The organism is Chloracidobacterium validum (genome assembly GCF_018304825.1).
In the GTDB taxonomy this organism is placed as follows: Bacteria; Acidobacteriota; Blastocatellia; order Chloracidobacteriales; family Chloracidobacteriaceae; genus Chloracidobacterium; species Chloracidobacterium validum.
This window is the reverse complement of the sequence record NZ_CP072649.1, coordinates 219,010-237,445: the sequence shown is the minus strand read 5'-3', so window position 1 is coordinate 237,445 and position 18,436 is coordinate 219,010. Positions and strand designations below refer to the sequence as shown.

Here is an 18,436-nt window from a genome sequence, read left to right as displayed (position 1 = left end):
TGCCTCTCTCCCAGCGGGAGAGGGAAAGCTACGGCGAGATGGTGCTAGGCCGGCGGCTGCGCGATGCGCTGGCGCGCCTGAACCCCCGATCTGCCCTCCGAAGCGCTGGAAGACGCTTATCGCAAGCTCACCCAACCCGAAGGTGCGGATCTGCTCCAGCGCAATCGCGCTGTGCACCGCATGCTGGTGAACGGCGCGACAGTGGAATACCGGGCGACGGATGGCGCCATCCGCGGCGCTCAGGTGCGGGCGCTGGACTTCGACGAGCCGGACAACAACGACTGGCTCGCCGTCAACCAGTTCAGCGTGGTGGAAAACAAACATAGCCGCCGTCCCGACGTGGTGCTCTTCGTCAACGGGCTGCCGCTGGTGGTCATCGAGCTTAAGAACCCAGCCGACGAGCGAGCGACCATCTGGGCTGCTTTTCAGCAATTGCAGACCTACCAGGCCGAGATACCCTCGCTTTTTGCATCGAACGCTGTGCTGGTCATCTCCGACGGCGTCGAAGCGCGGGTGGGCGCGCTGGGCGCCGGGCGCGAGTGGTTCAAGCCCTGGCGGACCACCACGGGCAAGGTGTTGGCCGGGGCGCATCTTCCAGAGCTGCAAGTGGTGGTGGAAGGACTGTTGGACAAGCGCCGCCTGCTGGACCTGCTGTGCGATTTCATCGTCTTCGAGGACGACGGCAAACGCCTCGTCAAGAAGGTAGCGGGTTACCACCAATTCCATGCCGTCCGGGTGGCTATAGCCGAGACGCTGCGCGCTGCTGCCCTGTTGCAAGCTGGCCAGATGAAGGAGGAAAGCGCCGGCTATGAAGCAGGCCGCAAGCCTGGCGGCGCACTCGGCGACCGGCGCGTAGGCGTGGTGTGGCACACGCAAGGATCGGGCAAGAGCCTGACGATGGCTTTCTACGCCGGCCGCATCATCCGCGAGCCGCGGATGCAAAACCCGACCCTGGTTGTGCTCACCGACCGCAACGACCTCGACGACCAACTCTTCGCCACCTTCGCGCGCTGCCAGGACTTGCTGCGCCAGCCGCCGGTGCAGGCCGAAAGCCGCGCACACCTGCGCAAGCTGCTCGCCGTACAGGCCGGCGGTGTGGTGTTCACCACCATGCACAAGTTCTTCCCTGAAGAAAAGGGTGACCGACACCCTATGCTCTCTGAGCGCCGCAACATCGTGGTCATCGCCGACGAGGCGCACCGCAGCCAGTACGATTTCATTGATGGTTTCGCGCGCCACCTGCGCGATGCGCTGCCCAACGCCTCGTTCATTGGCTTCACCGGCACCCCGGTCGAAAAGGCCGATGCCAACACTCGAGCCGTCTTCGGCGACTACATCAGCATCTACGACATCCAGCGTGCCGTCGAGGATGGCGCCACCGTGCCCATCTACTACGAAAGCCGTCTGGCCAAGCTTGCCCTCGACGAAGCCGAACGGCCAAAGATTGACCCCGACTTCGAGGAAGTAACCGAAGGCGAGGAAGACGAACGCAAAGAGAAACTCAAGAGCAAGTGGGCTCAGCTCGAAGCCGTGGTCGGCACCGACAAGCGGCTGCAACTCGTGGCGCGGGACATTATCGAGCACTTCGAGCAGCGGCTTGAGGTTATGGAAGGCAAGGCGATGATCGTCTGCATGAGCCGGCGCATTTGTGTGGCGCTCTATGAGGAGATCGTCCGCTGGCGGCCAGCGTGGCATGACGAAGACGACACCCGTGGCAACATCAAGATCGTCATGACCGGCTCAGCGACCGACCCGTTGGAGTGGCAGCCACACATCCGCAACAAGCCGCGGCGCGAGGCGCTGGCCAACCGCTTCCGTGACCCGAACGACCCACTCAACGTGGTTATCGTGCGCGACATGTGGCTCACCGGCTTCGATTGTCCCAGCCTGCACACCATGTACCTGGACAAACCCATGCGCGGCCACGGGCTGATGCAGGCCATCGCCCGCGTCAACCGCGTCTTTCGCGACAAACCGGGTGGACTGGTGGTGGACTATCTGGGACTAACCCACGAACTGAAAGCAGCCCTGGCTACCTACACTGAAAGCGGCGGCGTCGGCAAAGCTGCGCTCGACCAAAACGAAGCGGTAGCTCTGATGATAGAGAAGTACGAGGTCTGCTGCGGGCTGTTCCACGGGTTCAACCGCTCGCTTTGGGTGAACGGCACGTCCCAGCAGCGCATGGCCCTACTGCCGGCGGCGCAAGAGCACGTCCTGGCTCAGGAGAACGGCAAAGACCGCTTGGTGAAGGCGGTGCGCGAGCTGTCGCAGGCCTTCGCGCTGGCCGTGCCGCACGATGAGGCCCTGCGCATCCGCGACGAGTTGGCCTTTTTCCAAGCCGTGCAAGCCGTGCTGGCTAAACGCGCCCTCGGCGAGGCGCGCCCTGAGGAGGAACTCGACCGCGCCGTGCGGCAAATCATCTCGCGGGCGGTCGCTCCCGAAGGCGTGGTGGACATCTTCGCTGCCGCCGGGCTGAAAAAGCCTGACATTTCCATCCTGTCCGACGAGTTTCTGGCCGAAGTGCGCGGTATGCCGCAAAAGAACCTCGCTGTGGAGCTGTTGCAGAAGCTGCTCAAGGGTGAGATCAAGACACGGGGCAAGCGTAACCTTGTCCAGGCGCGCTCCTTCGCTGAGATGCTGGAACAGACCATCCGCCGCTACCAGAACCGCGCCATCGAAGCGGCGCAGGTCATCGAGGAGCTGATCCAGCTTGCCAAGGACATGCGTGCGGCCGACGCCCGCGGCGAACAACTCGGGCTGTCTGACGACGAGCTTGCTTTCTACGACGCGCTGGAGACCAACGACAGCGCGGTGAAGGTGCTCGGCGACAAGACGCTGCGCGCCATCGCGCAGGAACTGGTCGCAACGGTGCGCAACAACGTTACCATTGACTGGACACTGCGCGAGGATGTGCGGGCCAACTTGCGTAGGCTGGTCAAGCGCATCCTGCGCAAGCACGGCTACCCCCCGGACAAGCAGGAGAAGGCGACAACGACCGTGCTGGAGCAGGCCGAGATACTGTCGGCGGCGTGGGCGCGAGCCTGAAACAAGCAGCCAACCCAAGCCACGGGTAGAAACCGGCTCCCTTGAATAGACTTGACCAGAGCGGCTGAGGTGAACAACTGTGTACCGGCTTCCCCCGGACCTCATCTCCTACCTCACCCTTTCTTAGGAACCACCATGATCCAGTTCTATTCCAAAGCATGGCTTGACGAAATGGCGCGGCGGATGGAAACCGACCCGCGCTTTCTGGCAGAAGGCAAAAAGCTCAACGGAACGTTTGTCTTTCGCATCTACGACGGCCCAGACGGTAAAGACCGCCGCACCCAATGGACGTTCAAACAAGGCAAGGCGCTTGAATGGAAGTACGAAGACCATCCCACCCCGTGGCAGGCGCTCCGGGAAGAACCCTTCAGCGCCAACTACGTGTCACGCACAACCACGACGTTTGAAAAAGCCGCGCGGCTCAATCGGGGCGAAATTACCGTTCAGCGGGCGCTGTCCTCGCCGGACTACAAGATCGAAGGCAACATGAGTCTCATCATGGCGATGATGAAGTCATTCAACGTCTGGAATCTGATCGCCTCGGAGATTCCGGTCGAATATGACCTCGCCCCTGAACCTTGAGCCTATCCGCCCACCGGCAGACTCGCCCCACTGATGCCCCGCGCGGCATCAGACAGCAAGAAAACCAGTACGGCAGCGATGGCATCCGGCGATACCCAGGTGGAACGATCCGCGTCGGGCATCGCGGCGCGATTGGCCGGCGTGTCAATGAGGCCGGGCAAAACGACGTTGGCGCGAATCCCCGCCGATGCCCCCTCGGCGGCCAGCGTTTCGGTGAGCCGGATAACCGCTGCCTTGGATGGGGCATAGCCGGCATGACCGGCCGTCCCACGCAGCGCGCCGAGCGATGAAACATTGACGATACTGCCCTGCCGGCGCGGAAGCATGGCGCGTAGCGCGGCCCGACTGCCGAGAAACGCCGTTCGCACGTTGAGCGTAAACATTGCCTCAAAGTCGGCCAGCGCCAAGTCGGCCACGGCAACCCCGCCGGCATAGCCACCGACTAAATTGAGCCAGCCATCCACCCGGCCATACCGCGCCAGCGTGTTCTCCGCTAACGCTGTCACGCTGGCTTCGTCGGTCAGATCGGCAGCGATCCACTGTAGCTGCTCCGCATTATCCGCGCCCAATCGGGTCGTCAACCCCGATGGCTCAAGCTGACCACGATACGCGACAACCACCTTGGCGCCCGCCGACAAACAAGCGCGCGTGACGGATTGCCCCAACCCGCCAGCGCCGCCGGTAATAACCACGACTCGATCATCCAGTGGCATTGACATCGTACTGCTCCAGTTCACACCCTGCCGCAAGCCAATCACCCGGCAGTTTGACGAATTTACGCTTGGCGAAGACAACGACTTCAGTGTATCATTACCGTTTCGCTTTGGCCTTTGCCCTGCGCATCGAAGGCTAGTTTGTTCGAGTCCAGACGCGCCGTCCAGTTGAAGTTGTAGCGGTTAGTCTGGCAGGAAGGTGAACCGTGAAAAAAGGCATCCACCCCGAAAACTATCGCACGGTTGTGTTCCGGGACGAATCGGCCGATGTGAACTACATTGTCCGCTCGACCGTCAAAACCAACAAGACTATCACCATTGACGGGCAGGAATACCCGCTGGTGCTGCTTGATATTTCCGCGGCATCGCACCCGTTCTTTACCGGGAAGCAAAAGTTTGTGGACACCGCCGGACGAGTGGATCGTTTCAACCGGCGCTACGGGAAAAAGGCCGAGACGTCGGCTACCAAACCGGCGACGAAATCAAAACCAGCAGCCAAATCATAAGCACAACCGCCGGTGATGGGTTGGCTGTCCAAGACGGCTGGCTGGTCAGACGGCGACCGATGACGTAACGAGAGTACCCATGGCCAAGAAAAGTCGGATTGCAAAAGCTGAAAAGATCAAGCGCCTCGTTGCCAAGTACGCCGAGAAGCGCGCCAAGTTGAAGGAAATCATCCGCAACCCAAACTCAACCTACGAGGAACGGGAGGCAGCGCAATACAAGCTCCAGGACCTCCCCCGCAACTCATCGCCTGTGCGCGTTCGCAATCGCTGTGCCCTGACCGGCCGCCCGCGTGGTTATCTGCGCAAGTTTGGGTTGTCGCGCATCAAGTTTCGTGAACTGGCGCTACTTGGTGAAATTCCAGGCGTCAAGAAAGCCAGTTGGTAGCGCACTTCGGCGCAACCGTCCGTGATGTGACACCGAAGAAACAGACAAGCATGTCTGTTCTACCTGCTGTTGGAAATGTGGCGTAGGCATTTCTGCCTGCGCCTATACGAAGAACCAAAAATAGACAGGAATGTCTGTTCCACTTGCTATTGGAATGTGGCGTAGGCATTTCTGCCCGCGCCTACACGAAGAACCAAAAACAGACAGGAATGTCTGTTCCACCTCAAAAGTGCCAAGCCGCACCGCGGAGGCAATCCACGGTGCGGCTTGAAGTGTCTTGATTTGTGTGGCCTACCTTCCCTTCTCACGGAGCGCCGCTTGCACATCCGGCGGCAAGTTCGTGAAGAATTGGTGGCCAGTCGCGCGCTCGATGTCAGTAACCGATACGCGGTAGTTTTCCCAATTTTCGTTCCTTATACCCTGCCGATTGGGCATGTCCACGGCAATAACCTGCGTGTCGCGGTTGATACGTTCCAGGTCGTTGTCGCCGCGTGGGATCAGGATGACCACCTTCCAGACCCGGTCGGGAATGGCAATGTTGGCGTCGCCACCTTGTCCAGGGATTCGTCCAATTTCGCCATAGCTGCCCATGACGGTATAGGCTTCCATGTCGTTTTGGCGAATCTGGTCGCGGACATACCGCTCCATCCGCTCCCATGGCCCCTGGTTATTATCCGGGGCTTGGGGAATAACGTTCGTCATCAGGAACGTCCCATTGTTGGCCTCGCGCGAAGCGGTGCGGTCGGCGCTCGGCAGGTGGTGGCCGCGGTCGTAGCCGCTGCCGGTGTAGTCAAAGGTCGTGATACGTCGCCAACCTTCGGGCAGTTGGTTATCGGTACTATTCTCATCAAACTTGCCGCGCGCTTCGCGTCCGAGATGTGATTGATCGGTATGCCAGGCAACCCAGTTCGGCTTGGCGTCCGCCCGACTGTAGGACGCCGTAAACTGGTCACGAACAACCAAGTAGTTGTTTTCGTTGCGAACGTCGGTGGTGGCATTCGACGGATTGCCTAGAAGCAACGGACTGTTGTCCGGCGGTGGGGTCGGACGAGGTGGAACAGGCGCCCGCTCCGTTCCCGTCACCGACAGCGACCAGCTTCGGAGCGTCCCGACATCGGCGCGTTCGCGGTCTTCGACAATCAGCGTCCATTCGCCCTTCGCGTCAATACCGTTGAAATCGGATGGGTTGGCTGTAAAGCTCACCGTGCCGTTGCCGCGCCCGCCTTCCCGGTTGCGCAGGGTGACTTCCTGTCCCTGCGGCGAGCGCAGCTTCACGACGAGATCGCTGGCGTAGGTGTGGGCGATGTTGACATCCACGCGCACATTCGTTGCCTTGAGATCGTCCTGGATGGCAATGGTGGAGGTCGTGGTCTGTAAGTCGCGGATGGCCGCGTTGGGCGTCGCCGTTTGCGTCACCGTCCGTCCGCCATTGACCGGCGGTGGCTCGGTTGCCGGACGGGTTCCGGTCAGCGCCAGCGACCAGTTGCGCAGCGTGCCGATGTCCCCACCGGCGCGGTCTTCAACCACGAGCGTCCAGTTGCCTTTCGTCGAGACCCCGTTGAAGTCGGCCGGGTTGGCCGTGAAGCTCACCGTGCCGGTGCCGCGCCCACCTTCCCGGTTGCGCAAAACCACTTCGCGCCCTTCCGGCGAACGCAGCTTGACCACCAAATCGCTGGCGTAGCTGTGGGCGATGTTGACATCCACCCGAACACCGGTCGTTTTCAGATCGTCATTGATGGCAATGGAGGAGGTGGTCGCTTGAAAGTCACGGATGGCCGCGTTAGGCGCGGCTGAACCCGTCACCGTTTGCGTCGCGCCGGCAGTCGTTGTGGCGGCCGTCGTCACGGCTGCCGGCATAGCCGGGGCCGCAGTCGGACGAAACATCGCCGACAGATTCGCCCGCAGCCGGTCGGCCTGGTTGAATCCCACCCGCGCGGTGTGCGCCGCATCGAGCGAAACCGGACGAAAAGCTGCCGGGCGCTGGTTGGTGGTTTCATCCGCCACCGGCTGCGGGGTAGCGGATTGTGTACGCGCCCGTGGCGCAATGGATTGATCTTCAACCCGCGCCCGTTGGAGGCGGGAAATCAAAGCCGCGAAGGGATTACCAATACGTGACATAACAGACCTTTCAAAGAACGCGGGAGCAAACGTAAAAGCGCAAAATCAATAACGGCTAAACGCCGGGTAGCCGCCGTAGGGCATTCCATACTGAGTTATCGCGTTCGTCCAGCCCGTGTTGCGCCCAGTCAAGTCTTTTTTTGAAAATCAGTTACGCGCATCGCCGCAAGTAAACACCGTGTTAGCTGGAAAGCCGTTCGGCTGCTTTCTGGGCTTGCCTCGAAACATATCCGACACATCTGGCGTCGCCATTCTTTCACTGATTTTTCGGTACCAACTATGCTACATGCGGTTTGGCCGTCGGCGCGTTGGTGTGATGGCCCTAGCTTTGATTCACCACCAGACGAGGAAAAATCAGTGTCCCGGCGTTCATGGTTTGCCAGATTGTTTCTCAAGGATGAGGAAGTTTACCTCTTTGGCGTCCAGCTCGTGATTCGCGCCTTTGGAGAAGACACGCTGCGACGCCGGCTTGCTACCGTCGTCGCGGACCCCGACGGCGATCTTCAAGACGCAGCCGCCAAACAGCGTTACCTCAAGCGCATCGTCGCGCTCTTGCTCGAACAAGAACCCTACTGGACCCACGCCTACTGGGAATATGTCAGCGGCGAGGCGGGGCAGCGGATGTTCGAGGAATGGTCGGCCGAGTTGGCGGCCGAATCGGCGACCGAAGATGAGGAAGTGGGGGACGCCGTGGATCAGATGCGGCGGCTCTCGAACCGCAAGGACTACGTCGCGGCAACCATTTTGCTGCTTCTGAGCGTCCCATACCCGCCCGGTGAGGCCGTCACCGACGAACGTCGCTACTGGCAGCGAGAAACGCTGCGTTCCCTGGTCAACGGCATCCTGTATGTCAATCCTGAGACAATTCTGGCCGATGCCGTTTTTGTCATGCCGGGGAGTCCTGAAGACGGCCTTTCGGAAGAAGACCTCCTGACGGGCGGGTGGAGTCACCTGCGCGTCATCATGTAAGCCTGTATGCTTGGACGCTCGTTAGTTTTTGCTTTGGCGCTCCCCCTGCTCCTGGCTCTCCCCTGGACGAATTTGGCCCAGGATGGCGGGCGACCCCGTACGGCCACCCCCCCGCTGTCCGATCCCGGTGACGAGATTGCCATCGTGGCCGATTCACGGGGCGTCGTCTTTAGCGTCGTGGACGAACGCGGCCGGCTCGTCTCGGGCCTCCGCGCTGAAGATTTCGAGCTTTACGAAGATGGCCGACCGCAGACGATAGACCTGTTCCGCGCCAGCAACGACCTACCGCTGATGCTGGCCGTGCTGATTGATGTCAGCGACAGCCAGGCGTCGTTGCTCCCGGCGGAAAAGCGCGCCGTGGACGTGTTTTTCGATGCGTTTTTCCGGCCCGGCAAAGATTACGGCGCGCTGGTGACCTTTGGCGGTGAAGTCAACCTAGCCAACGGGCTGACAAGCCACCTGAAATCACTCAAGACCGCGCTGGGACGGATCGAGCGCGAACAAATCTTCCGCGATGAAGACAACGCCACGCCACGGCTGGGAACGGCGCTCCATGACGCGCTCGACATTACCGCCCGCGAGGTGCTGGAAGGCCGGACGGCGCGGCGCGTCATCGGCAGCGGAGGCACTCGCCGCGCCATTCGCCGGGCAATTTGCGTGCTCACCGACGGACGCGACACGGCCAGCCAGCTTCCACCAGAGCGCGTGGCGGCAAATCTCCGCCGGCGAGGCATCATCGTGTATGCGTTAGGCATGGGCGACCGCTTTCGCTTCGGCGACGTGGACCGCGACGCCCTCGACCAACTCTGCGCGGCGACGGGTGGCAAGGCGTTTTTCCCCGGCGACGAAACCGAACTAGAACGCAGCTTCAAGCGCATCGTAGATGACCTCAGCGGCCAGTATATTGCCGTCTATCGCCCGACCGGGCCGGCGGCGGCGGCACGGCGCACGGTGGAAGTGCGCCCACGTGACCGGCGACTGAAAGTTTTTTCCCAAACTGAATACATCTCTGAGTGAAGCCTGTTATGACGCTTTCGATGATTCGCCATGTGATTTGTGGGCTGTGCCTGAGCGGCGGACTGTCCCTGGCCGCCTGGCATCCGGCGGCGGCCCAGCAATCCCCCCCGGTGCCACGTAGCGATGTCACCTTTCGCACGGTGACCATCCGCTACCCGTTTGACCGGGAAGTACGCATCCCCATGGTGGGGACACAGCGGTTTGGGGCTAACGTGAGCGGCGAAGCCGTCGTTGAGCGACGCAGCAGCATCACGAAAATTTCCCTGACGCTCAAGCGGCTGCCGCGCCCGGCGACCGTCGGGCCGATGGCAGCCACCTACGTTATGTGGGCCGTCACGCCGGAGGGGGTTTGCGACAATCTGGGCGAGTATCGCAAGCGGCAAAGCGATACGCTCGATGGCTGGTTTGGTTCGGAAATCAGCACGACGACCCGCCACCGCAACTTCAGCCTGATTGTCACCGCCGAGCCGCACTACTTGGTCACGTCACCGTCGCGCCTGGTCGTGGCTGCCAACGCCGAAGTGTCTGCCGGACAAGTCTTCATTGCCAACAACGAGATTGACTTTTCCGGCGACGCCGATGTGGAAAACAAGATTGTGAGTCCTGAACCACCGGCGGCCGGCCGCGACCCGCGCTATCCACCGGAGTTGTTGCAGGCGCAGCGGGCGCGGGATATTGCGCGTTACTACGAAGGCGACACCGTTGCGCCACAGTTGATGGCTGCGGCCGGGGATGCCTTCGCGGCGGCCGAAGACCTGTACCGCCGCGGCCGCCGCGACGAAGCGGCGGAGACCGCCGACACCGCAATTCGTCTGGCTGAACGGGCGCGTCGTATTGCCGTCGGACGCCTGGCGGCAGAGCGTCGTCGCCGGGAACTGGCCGAAAAAGACGATGTCATCGCCGACTTGCAGGATCGCGCCAACCAGATTCCCGGACTCCAGGCCCAGCTTGAAAACGAACGGCGACTACGCCGCGAAGTCGAAGCCGACCGGGAACGCCTCCGGGATGAGTACAACCGCACGGTGGCGGATAAAACCCAGGGGGATGCCAACACGGCGAGCTTGCGCGAGGAGATTCGCCGACTTCGCGCCGAACTCGATCGGGCACAGGCAGCCACCCGCGAAGCCCGCATCAAGGCACTGCGGGAGGAGTTGGCCCGCCTCTTCGTGGACGCCCGATTTGAAGCGCGGGGGTCGGTGCTCGTGCTTCCAGATGGCGATTTCATCAGCGCCCCCAATCAGCCCATGGCGCTGGCGCCGGCGGCCATGGCCAAGCTCGACCGATTGGTGGAGTTTCTGCGGCTGACCGAAGCGGCCGTACGGATTGAGTCTTACACGGACAACACCGGGACAGAACAGTACCGCCAGGACTTTTGCCGCGAACGCGGCCAGCTCGTGCTGGGCTACCTGACGGCGCGGGGGATTCCAACCGAGCGCGTCCAGGCGTTCGCCATGGGCAATGCCAGTCCGCGCCAGCCGAACACGACGCCACGCGGGCGGCTGGCCAACCGGCGTGTCGAGCTGATCCTGCCGCCGCCTTCCGATCTTGGCGGCGCGACGGCGGCTCCCTGAGCTAGAATTTCCAGGTCACGCCGGCGCAAGACCTGGCTTTGCATCAGTATGGGGCGCATCAATCCCGTGCCGCCCCGGCCCGCGCTTCGATCTGGCGGATGGCCCGGTTGGCAGCGTTGGCAATCCGCCGGTCGCCGTCACGCAGCAGAGGTTGTAGCGCCGGTAGGTCATCGCGCGTCCCGACCTGTCCCAGGGCGCGCAGCATCCGCTCCGTTCCCCGTGGCCCGGCGCGGCGCAGGTAGGGATGCAAGTCGGCTGTTTTGGCCAGTGCATGCAGGTATGACTCAGCCTGTTCGCCGTGACGTAGCGAATCAAGCTGATTGACCACTTCCAGCAAGAAGTCCACCCGTCCCAGCCGGTACAGCGCAAACGCCTGCGCCAACCGCACCGATTCATTTTTTTCGGTCAGGCGGTCGTTTGAAATCCGGTCGGCTTGCGCCACCGCTCCGCAGCGACCGAGGCCCTCGGCGGCAAAGCGGCGACGTGTCGCGCTTGGGTGAGCCAAGTTTTCAGTAAAGACAGACTCGCTCGCCGAGTCGCCAATCCGGGCCAGGGCGATCAACAGTTGCGTCTGCTGGCTCTCATCGCGCCCCGGTCGGGCGGCGCGATACCGCGCCATCAACGGCGTGACGGCTTCACGAGTCCGCAACCGCCCAACCGTTTCAATGGCCCGCTGGCGGATGTTGGCGTCACCGTCATCCAGGTAAGGCAGCACGTGCAAGCCATATTCTGAACGCCCAAACTTGGCTAACACCCGAAAGATGTCATCACGCAGCGCCGGGTCACCAAGCGCCTCGACCATCGCCGAGACCATGGTTTCGCCACGCAACACACCCAGCGCCCGGACGGCCGAACGTCGGTTCTCCAGGCTTGCGTCGTCTCGCATCGTGTCGGCAATCGCCTGCAAAACCTCCGGCGCAACAACCGTTCCGACCGGGACCATTGTCGGCTCGTCGGTTTCCAAAAAAGGATTGAATCGGTCAAAGCCCCGCCGCCGCGCAAACACGAACTCGATGTCTTCCTCGATGTAAAACAACAACAGCGCCCGCAAGACGGCCCGGCGCACGTCGGCTTCGGGTTCGCGCAACGCCTGCATCAACGGTGGAAGCGTTGTCGGGTCTTTGATTTTTCCAAGCGCAAGTGCTGCCTCAGCCCGCACCTGCACGTCGAGATCGTCTTTGAGGGTAGCCAGGAGTGCCGGGACGGCCGCCTGCAAGCGCCGGTCGCCCAGCGCCGCCGCCGCGCGCCGCCGAGTTCGGCGGTCAGGACTCGTTAGATCGGCCAAGTACTGGTCTTGGCCAAAGGCCGGCAGCCATAGGCTCAAACCGCCGCCGACCAGCCAGATTACCAGCAGCATACGGAGAACGCGCATAGCGTACGCATCCTAACGAACCATTGACGTGGTTTCAACGCATGACCTAGCTTGCGGCAGGCTTCCCCATATTTGGTCACGCAACGTCTTCCCCATGACTGACGTACCTCCCACGCTCACACCGGCAATTCGGACAACCATGCTGCCGCGCGACACCAATGCGCTTGGAACGATTTTCGGCGGCGTCATCCTGAGTTACATTGACCTCGCGGGCGCGATTGAAGCGCGGCGGGTTGCCGTTCACCGCTATGTGACGGTCGCCATGCGCGAAGTCGTGTTTGTCGCGCCGGTTTACGTGGGCGACACCGTCAGCTTTTACGCTCAGGTCGAGAAAACCGGGCGCACGTCCATCACGGTACGGGTCACGGTGGACGCTGAGCGGATGCGCGAACCCAACATCGTCGTGCGCGTGACGGAAGCCGAGGTGATCTATGTTGCCATGAACGACGACGGCCGCCCGACCCCGATTTTTCCTGAAACTGCTCCCCCGGAACATCCAACTGTATGACCGAATCCACACCACCGACGCCCGCGGCGCGCGCCGCCCGGCGCAAGCGTACGCCGCTCGTCATCGTCAATACCGGAAATGGCAAAGGAAAAACCACGGCTGCCCTGGGGACGCTGATGCGCGCCGTCGCCCACGGTTTCAAGGTCGTGATGCTGCAATTCATCAAGACGACCGAAGACCCGCGCTTCGGCATCTATGGCGAAATCCAAAGCGCCGCGAAGCTTGGTTTCGAGATTTTGCCGCTGGGCAATGGCTTTACCTGGGACACCAACAACCCGGAACAGGACCGCCAGACTGCCCGGCAGGCCTGGGAAGTCTGCAAGGAAAAGCTTCTGTCACCGGAGTACGACATCGTGGCGTTGGATGAAATCACCTACGCCTTTACCTTCGGGTGGCTCACGACCGACGAGGTGATCGAGACCATTAGAAACCGTCCGGCGCACATGCATGTCATTCTTACTGGACGGGACGCTCCGCCGGACATCGTCGAGATGGCCGACCTTGTGACCGAAATGCGCGAGGTCAAACACCCTTTCACGACCCGGCGGGTGGTGGCGCAAGTCGGGATTGAGTTCTGAGGCAGCCAAGCGGATAGGACGTGGCAACCGACGCCCCACTTGCCGGGCGTCAAGCCGTCGCCTGTTTTCCAAACTGCCGCCAGATGATGACGCCGATCACGATGCCGCCACCGATGAACGCCGTCGGCGCGGGCCGCTCGCCCGTCGCCATGGCAACCCAAATCGGGTTGAGAACCGGCTCCAGCATGGCCAGCAGGGTGCTTTCCAGGGCCGAAACACGGCTTACCCCCATGGCGAAAAACACATAGGCCACCCCAATCTGCAAGATGCCCAACCCGGCCAACAGCCCCAGCGTCGGCCCTGGCAAAGCTGGCCAAGCGGCGACCATGGCCGGCGCGCAGAGCAACGCGGCCAGCGCATTCCCCAGCGCAATCAGCACCAGACTGGAAGGCGGCGCGCCACCGGTCGGCGATTGCGTCCGCGCATCGGCGCGCAGGCACACCGCAATACCGGCAAAGCCAACGCCGGCGGCAATCGCCAGAAGGTTGCCGAGCAAACCAGAAAGACTGAGCTTGCCAAGGAAAAACCACGCCATCCCAAAGAAGCAGCCACCAATCGCCCAGCGGTCGCGGCGGGTGATCGGCTCATCGAGCAACGGTCGCGCCAGCAGGGCCACAAACACCGGCGCCGTGTATTGCAGCAAGATGGCATTGGCGGCAGTTGTCAATTTGTTTGCCCAAGTGAAGGAAAGCATGGTCAGGGCGTAGCTCAGGCCGCCCCACCACACATAGCGCCGCTGAAGCGTCCCACGGAGCTGCGCCACATCGTGCCGGAGCTGACCGAGTATCACTGCACCCAACACAAACAGGGCAAAGAAACTCCGAAAACCCGCAATGGCCAGGGCATCCGTCTGGGCCGACTTGATGCCGACGCCGCCCAAGCTCCAGAGCGCCGCCGCCGTGATGATACAGGCCATGCCGATGAGTCGTTCTTGCTGCATCGGCGCGGATGCTCGTTCAACTCATCCGGCGCGTCAACCGGCAATGGCAGTGCCGGGTCGGCATCCCCGCGCCCGACCCTGATGACAAAAACAATTTTTCGTGAGCGGGAACCTTTTGTCACGCGACACGTCCACGGAGCTGAACATCACAACTCCCTTTCGGAGGTTGCCCATGACACGTACCCTATCGCTCTGTTTAGCCGGATTGGTTATCGGCACCGCTTCGGTTGCCGGCTACATCCGCCACCACACACCGTCCATCAGCCCTGCCACGACCATGCCCGACCACCCGACCACGACCGCACCACCCGAACCACCGACCCAACCCACGCCCGGCCCGGAACGAAAACCTTCACCCAAGGAAGCCGCCGAATACCAACGAGCCATCGCCGAAACTGCCGGCATGGTGAGCAACTCGGCAGCCCAGGACATGGCCAGGAAATACGGACTCGATATCCTCAACATCACGTGGGAGGACACCGGACGCTACAAAGGTTCGGCCGTCGGCCCCAACATCAGCGACATGACGATTCAAGTCGGGTTCCGCGATCCGGCCACGAATCAATTTCAAGTCACCTGCATGCCGGTCATCCGTTACCCAAACTTCAGCGACTTGACCTGTGACCTCGACCCCCGCGACTTCACGTTGCTCGTCGGCAATCAGCATGGGCAACCGCTGCGGCGGGTTTCACTGTACGATTTCCTAGCGCACCCGCGCTCCTACCTGACCAATCCGGCATCGTGGAAAGGCGAGAAGCACAGTTTACTGGCCCCCCGCGACACCAAGGTGCTCGTCAGCGCCCAGGCCTGTTTCCTCCCCATCCCGAAAAGCGGCAAGGCGACGTTCAACCCGGTTGTGTTCAACTACCAATCCATGAAAGGCGACCCGGCCGTATTGACCATCCTCGCCACCCGCGAAGGCACGAGCGCCACCATCATTGACAACACGCGCGACGCCTTTGAAACCGGCGCCGTATGGGGCCAGCGGCTGTTTTTCAATGCCAACGGGCAGCGGGCCAGCCTCACCGGTGAACGCGAAAGCGACTTCGTGGCCAAGGGCGGCGACAAGACATCTCCCACGCCCACCGCGCCGGGCAAGGCACGGGATGACGCCGGCCTCAACATGGTGCTGCTCATCCAAGTGCCACTCAAGCAGAAACCCCGGCGGATGATCGCGCCAGCCCCAATGGCCGCGCTAGAGGCGAAGAAGAGTGAAAGCTTCGCCAGAAATCGGGCGAGTGACATCGAGAACGCCGTCATCGGGCACGGCGACCTGGAAGGGCCGTTCACGGAGATTGACAACCTGGCCATCGAGCGTGACGAACGCTTCCCGGTGCGGGTGACGGTACAGTTTTACAAAGCCACGTCAAACGGGGTCGCCACAGAAGCCGACATCGCCGCGATCAAGGCGCAAATCGAGCGGATTTACGCCCAGGCTGAATACGCCGGCAGCCTCGTCACCGGCGGCGAAACCGGGCGCGTGACCGAATATGATGGCGTCAAGGTGCAGCCGACCGACTGGTGGGAGGACTTTTGGCAACGTTATGAGGCCAACACCGGTATCTCACGGTACGAAGCCATCCAGCGGTTGCGCCAACTGCTGGGGACCAACTTCCGCCAGCAACCGGTCTGTGAGCTGTATCTGCGCAACCTGTTGCGCACGAGTTCCGCCCAGCCACGCTAGTGGACATCGGCCGAACCGAAGCTTCCTATCGGCGAAAACTTCCAGACATCACTGCCCGACGTGGAGACCATCCACGTCGGGCTTGGTGGTTCAGGGCTCGATCAGCCCAAAGTTGCCATCCGGGCGGCGATAGAGCACCCCGATGCGATCGGTTTCGACATTCCGAAACACCACGAACTGATCCTTGGGTGACAGGCTGGTTACGGCGTCATCCGGCGTCATGGGCTTGATGGCGTAACGCCGCGTCTGGATGATGCGCGGTTTTTTGGGATCGGCCGCCGAGTCGTCTGCCGCCGAACGGGCGTCTTCGGCAGCCGCCGTCACGGTCTTGACGCTGGCGCGTGTCTTGCGCTTCGTCTCGACCTTTTCCTTGAGTTTCCCGACCTGGCGGGCCAGCTTTTCGGTGGCCTGGGTAATCGACTGGTACATGTCGTCGGTTGTGGCCTTGCCGGTCAGAACTTGCTCGCCCATCGTCAGGACGAGTTCCGCCAGATTCCGATGCTTTTCAATCGCCATGGTCAGGTGGAGGCGAATGTGGTCACGATCATCGAGCAGCTTGGCAATCTTCTTGGTTTGCTCACGGGCAAACTTCTTGATGGCCGGCGTCAGCGTGAAGTGCCGTACGGTGAAGTCAAGGTTCATTGTTGGTGAAAAAACTCCTAAACGTTATGAGATGTCACTGGCGCGTGGCGGGACGCAGCGTGGTTCGGGCCGGCGTCAGTCCGTCCAGCAGCAAGTCAACGATGTCGGCAATGAGCAGGTGGCCTTCGGCTTCGCTACAGTAGTCCACGACGGGAATATCCTCGACGGTAATCGCCATGGCAATGCGTCCCTGCTTCGTATAAACGATGCCGATGTCGCTGCGCAAATGGTCGAGCGCGCCCGGCTTGTTGGCGACTTCGACCCCACGCAGCCGCCGACCGATGCCGTCCCGGTATTGCTGGCGTTTCATCACGGCCAGCATTTCGCGCGAAGCTTCCGGGCTGACAATCGTCCCGCGCTCCAACCCCTCCAGAAGCTTGACCATCTCCCGCGACGTGGCAACGCCAATGCCGTATTTCTTGTTTTCTTCCAGATTGCTTTCCCGAAAGGTGCTCTCACCGCCACCGGCGATTTTGCGCAGTGAGCGCGTGGCGTCAAAGCCCATCTGGGCGAGCCGTGCATTGACGGCATCGGTCGTGATGCGGTCCAGCAGGATGTTCGTGGCAATGTTGTCGCTCACGACGATCATCAGCCGCATGGCGTCGCGGACGGTAATTTGCATCCCCGGCGTCAGCTCGAACAGAATGCCGCCATCCTCATACTCGTGGCGGCGCACGACCGTGAGCTTTTCATCCCACTGCAGCTTGCCTTCCGCTACCTGAGCAAAGACCTCCACCATGATGGGCACCTTGATGGTGCTGGCCGTCCGCACTTTGGCGTCGGGGTTGTAGCCAAAGGTTTCCCCGGTGTCGAGATTTTTGGCAAAGCAGAATACCTTGCCCTTGAAAGAGGCGAGCCGGCGCTGCAAACGCCGGGTCAGCTCTGCCGTCCGGCGCGCGGGACGCTCATCAGGGGCAACTACCGGCGCGGACGACTGCGCCAGCCCCACGGAGCCCTCGGTGGGTCCCCATAAGGTCATGAGAGCGACGCCAAGACAAACCCGCCGTGGAAGGCAGGCAAACGAACGCAAAAACGCCATGACAACCACCGTTAGATGGGCACAAACGAAACGGCGCGCATCGGATACGTCCGACGCGCGCCGTCAGGCCGCCGCCGCATCATCGAGGTAAAGGTACTTCCGCCATTCTGGACGCGATGCCGCCGCGTGATGGAGCGCCGTCAAATCCAGGTCATGCCAGAGCGCGGCTGGGTTCGACAGCAACGGCATGCGCGCCTCGTCAGGCGTCCGGTCGCCCTTGCGCTGGTTGCACTCATGACAGCAAGCGCAGAGATTTTCGGCCACCGACTGCCCGCCCCGTGACCGTGGCACGATGTGGTCAAGCGTCAAGTCAGTCGCCGTGCCGCGCTTGTTACAGTACTGACACCGATACCGGTCGCGGATGAGCACTTTCGTCCGCAACCCACCTGATGAGCGCCGCCGCTTGCGGACGTTGACATACTCATGCAACCGCACGACCGAAGGGCACGCGAACGCAAAACGTACGGTTCGCAGAACCCGGTCGCCATCCTTTTCCAGGACCTCGGCCGTCCGCTGCCACACCATGCGCAGGGCGCGTGGCAATGAGACTAAACCGAGCGGTTCATATGAGGCATTGAGCAAGAGGACTTTCCGTTGCGCAATGATCAAGCTCACACTCTCCTTCCTTCCAGCTCAACGCGCGCGCAGGTTCGACATCGGAAAACCTAGCGCAGCAAGAGCCTGGGGGCTGGCGCATGATGCGTGAAACTTGCATAGGCTGACAACCCCTAGTGCAGGTGAGCGCTAATTTTGGTCGCCTCTTTTTT

General features: G+C 61.7%; 17 protein-coding genes. 10 read left to right on the top strand and 7 right to left on the bottom strand.

Annotated elements, in window-relative coordinates; genetic code table 11:
* The first annotated feature begins 90 nt into the window (after window positions 1-90).
* Both J8C06_RS12110 and J8C06_RS12105 read left to right on the top strand, forming a co-directional pair.
* Window positions 91-3,045 carry a type I restriction endonuclease subunit R gene (locus J8C06_RS12110; protein ID WP_455423735.1) on the top strand — a complete coding sequence of 985 codons (2,955 nt, stop codon included), beginning with the start codon at window positions 91-93 and terminating at the stop codon, window positions 3,043-3,045.
* A 135-nt stretch (window positions 3,046-3,180) separates the two neighbouring features.
* Window positions 3,181-3,627, top strand: a complete 447-nt coding sequence (locus J8C06_RS12105; RefSeq protein ID WP_211430415.1) for a hypothetical protein — start codon at window positions 3,181-3,183, stop codon at window positions 3,625-3,627.
* A gap of 2 nt (window positions 3,628-3,629) precedes the next feature.
* On the opposite strand, the gene J8C06_RS12100 is transcribed toward J8C06_RS12105, so the two are convergent.
* Window positions 3,630-4,346, bottom strand: a complete 717-nt coding sequence (locus tag J8C06_RS12100) for an SDR family NAD(P)-dependent oxidoreductase (RefSeq protein WP_211430414.1) — start codon at window positions 4,344-4,346, stop codon at window positions 3,630-3,632.
* Between the two features lie 200 nt (window positions 4,347-4,546).
* Between J8C06_RS12100 and J8C06_RS12095 the strand changes: the two genes are divergently transcribed.
* Together J8C06_RS12095 and rpsN are read left to right on the top strand one after the other, a co-directional pair.
* Window positions 4,547-4,846 carry a type B 50S ribosomal protein L31 gene (locus J8C06_RS12095; RefSeq protein ID WP_211430413.1) on the top strand — a complete coding sequence of 100 codons (300 nt, stop codon included), beginning with the start codon at window positions 4,547-4,549 and terminating at the stop codon, window positions 4,844-4,846.
* Between the two features lie 79 nt (window positions 4,847-4,925).
* The gene (rpsN, locus tag J8C06_RS12090) at window positions 4,926-5,231 is read left to right on the top strand and encodes a 30S ribosomal protein S14 (protein ID WP_211430412.1); all 306 of its coding nucleotides are present in this window, start codon (window positions 4,926-4,928) and stop codon (window positions 5,229-5,231) included.
* Between the two features lie 291 nt (window positions 5,232-5,522).
* Here rpsN and J8C06_RS12085 read toward each other — a convergent pair whose 3' ends face one another.
* Window positions 5,523-7,349 (bottom strand): DNA/RNA non-specific endonuclease, encoded by a 1,827-nt coding sequence (locus J8C06_RS12085; protein WP_211430411.1) that lies wholly within the window; start codon window positions 7,347-7,349, stop codon window positions 5,523-5,525.
* A gap of 357 nt (window positions 7,350-7,706) precedes the next feature.
* Here J8C06_RS12085 and J8C06_RS12080 point away from each other — a divergent pair, with 357 nt between their 5' ends.
* From J8C06_RS12080 to J8C06_RS12070, 3 genes are read left to right on the top strand one after another with little or no spacing between them, the layout of a single operon-like run.
* On the top strand, window positions 7,707-8,318 hold the full coding sequence (locus J8C06_RS12080) for a DUF1517 domain-containing protein (protein ID WP_211430410.1): 612 nt from the start codon (window positions 7,707-7,709) through the stop codon (window positions 8,316-8,318).
* A gap of 6 nt (window positions 8,319-8,324) precedes the next feature.
* Window positions 8,325-9,335, top strand: a complete 1,011-nt coding sequence (locus J8C06_RS12075; protein WP_211430409.1) for a VWA domain-containing protein — start codon at window positions 8,325-8,327, stop codon at window positions 9,333-9,335.
* Between the two features lie 8 nt (window positions 9,336-9,343).
* Window positions 9,344-10,906 (top strand): OmpA family protein, encoded by a 1,563-nt coding sequence (locus tag J8C06_RS12070; protein WP_211430408.1) that lies wholly within the window; start codon window positions 9,344-9,346, stop codon window positions 10,904-10,906.
* Window positions 10,907-10,964: 58 nt separating this feature from the next.
* Here J8C06_RS12070 and J8C06_RS12065 read toward each other — a convergent pair whose 3' ends face one another.
* On the bottom strand, window positions 10,965-12,278 hold the full coding sequence (locus tag J8C06_RS12065; protein ID WP_211430407.1) for a HEAT repeat domain-containing protein: 1,314 nt from the start codon (window positions 12,276-12,278) through the stop codon (window positions 10,965-10,967).
* Window positions 12,279-12,372: 94 nt separating this feature from the next.
* Here J8C06_RS12065 and J8C06_RS12060 point away from each other — a divergent pair, with 94 nt between their 5' ends.
* Window positions 12,373-12,786 carry an acyl-CoA thioesterase gene (locus J8C06_RS12060; protein ID WP_211430406.1) on the top strand — a complete coding sequence of 138 codons (414 nt, stop codon included), beginning with the start codon at window positions 12,373-12,375 and terminating at the stop codon, window positions 12,784-12,786.
* On the top strand, window positions 12,783-13,364 hold the full coding sequence (gene cobO, locus J8C06_RS12055; RefSeq protein ID WP_211430405.1) for a cob(I)yrinic acid a,c-diamide adenosyltransferase: 582 nt from the start codon (window positions 12,783-12,785) through the stop codon (window positions 13,362-13,364). The genes J8C06_RS12060 and cobO overlap by 4 nt, the downstream gene beginning before the upstream one ends.
* Window positions 13,365-13,413: 49 nt before the next feature.
* On the opposite strand, the gene J8C06_RS12050 is transcribed toward cobO, so the two are convergent.
* Window positions 13,414-14,304 (bottom strand): DMT family transporter, encoded by an 891-nt coding sequence (locus tag J8C06_RS12050; RefSeq protein ID WP_211430404.1) that lies wholly within the window; start codon window positions 14,302-14,304, stop codon window positions 13,414-13,416.
* A 172-nt stretch (window positions 14,305-14,476) separates the two neighbouring features.
* Here J8C06_RS12050 and J8C06_RS12045 point away from each other — a divergent pair, with 172 nt between their 5' ends.
* Entirely contained in the window at window positions 14,477-15,988 is a 1,512-nt protein-coding gene (locus J8C06_RS12045; RefSeq protein ID WP_211430403.1) for a hypothetical protein, read from the top strand.
* 90 nt (window positions 15,989-16,078) lie between these two features.
* On the opposite strand, the gene hpf is transcribed toward J8C06_RS12045, so the two are convergent.
* The 3 genes from hpf to J8C06_RS12030 form a co-directional block, all read right to left on the bottom strand.
* Entirely contained in the window at window positions 16,079-16,630 is a 552-nt protein-coding gene (gene hpf / locus J8C06_RS12040; protein ID WP_211430402.1) for a ribosome hibernation-promoting factor, HPF/YfiA family, read from the bottom strand.
* Window positions 16,631-16,664: 34 nt separating this feature from the next.
* On the bottom strand, window positions 16,665-17,669 hold the full coding sequence (locus tag J8C06_RS12035) for a serine hydrolase (RefSeq protein ID WP_211430401.1): 1,005 nt from the start codon (window positions 17,667-17,669) through the stop codon (window positions 16,665-16,667).
* A gap of 63 nt (window positions 17,670-17,732) precedes the next feature.
* Window positions 17,733-18,284: an HNH endonuclease gene (locus J8C06_RS12030; RefSeq protein WP_211430400.1), complete on the bottom strand. Its 552-nt coding sequence runs from the start codon at window positions 18,282-18,284 to the stop codon at window positions 17,733-17,735.
* Window positions 18,285-18,436 lie beyond the last annotated feature (152 nt).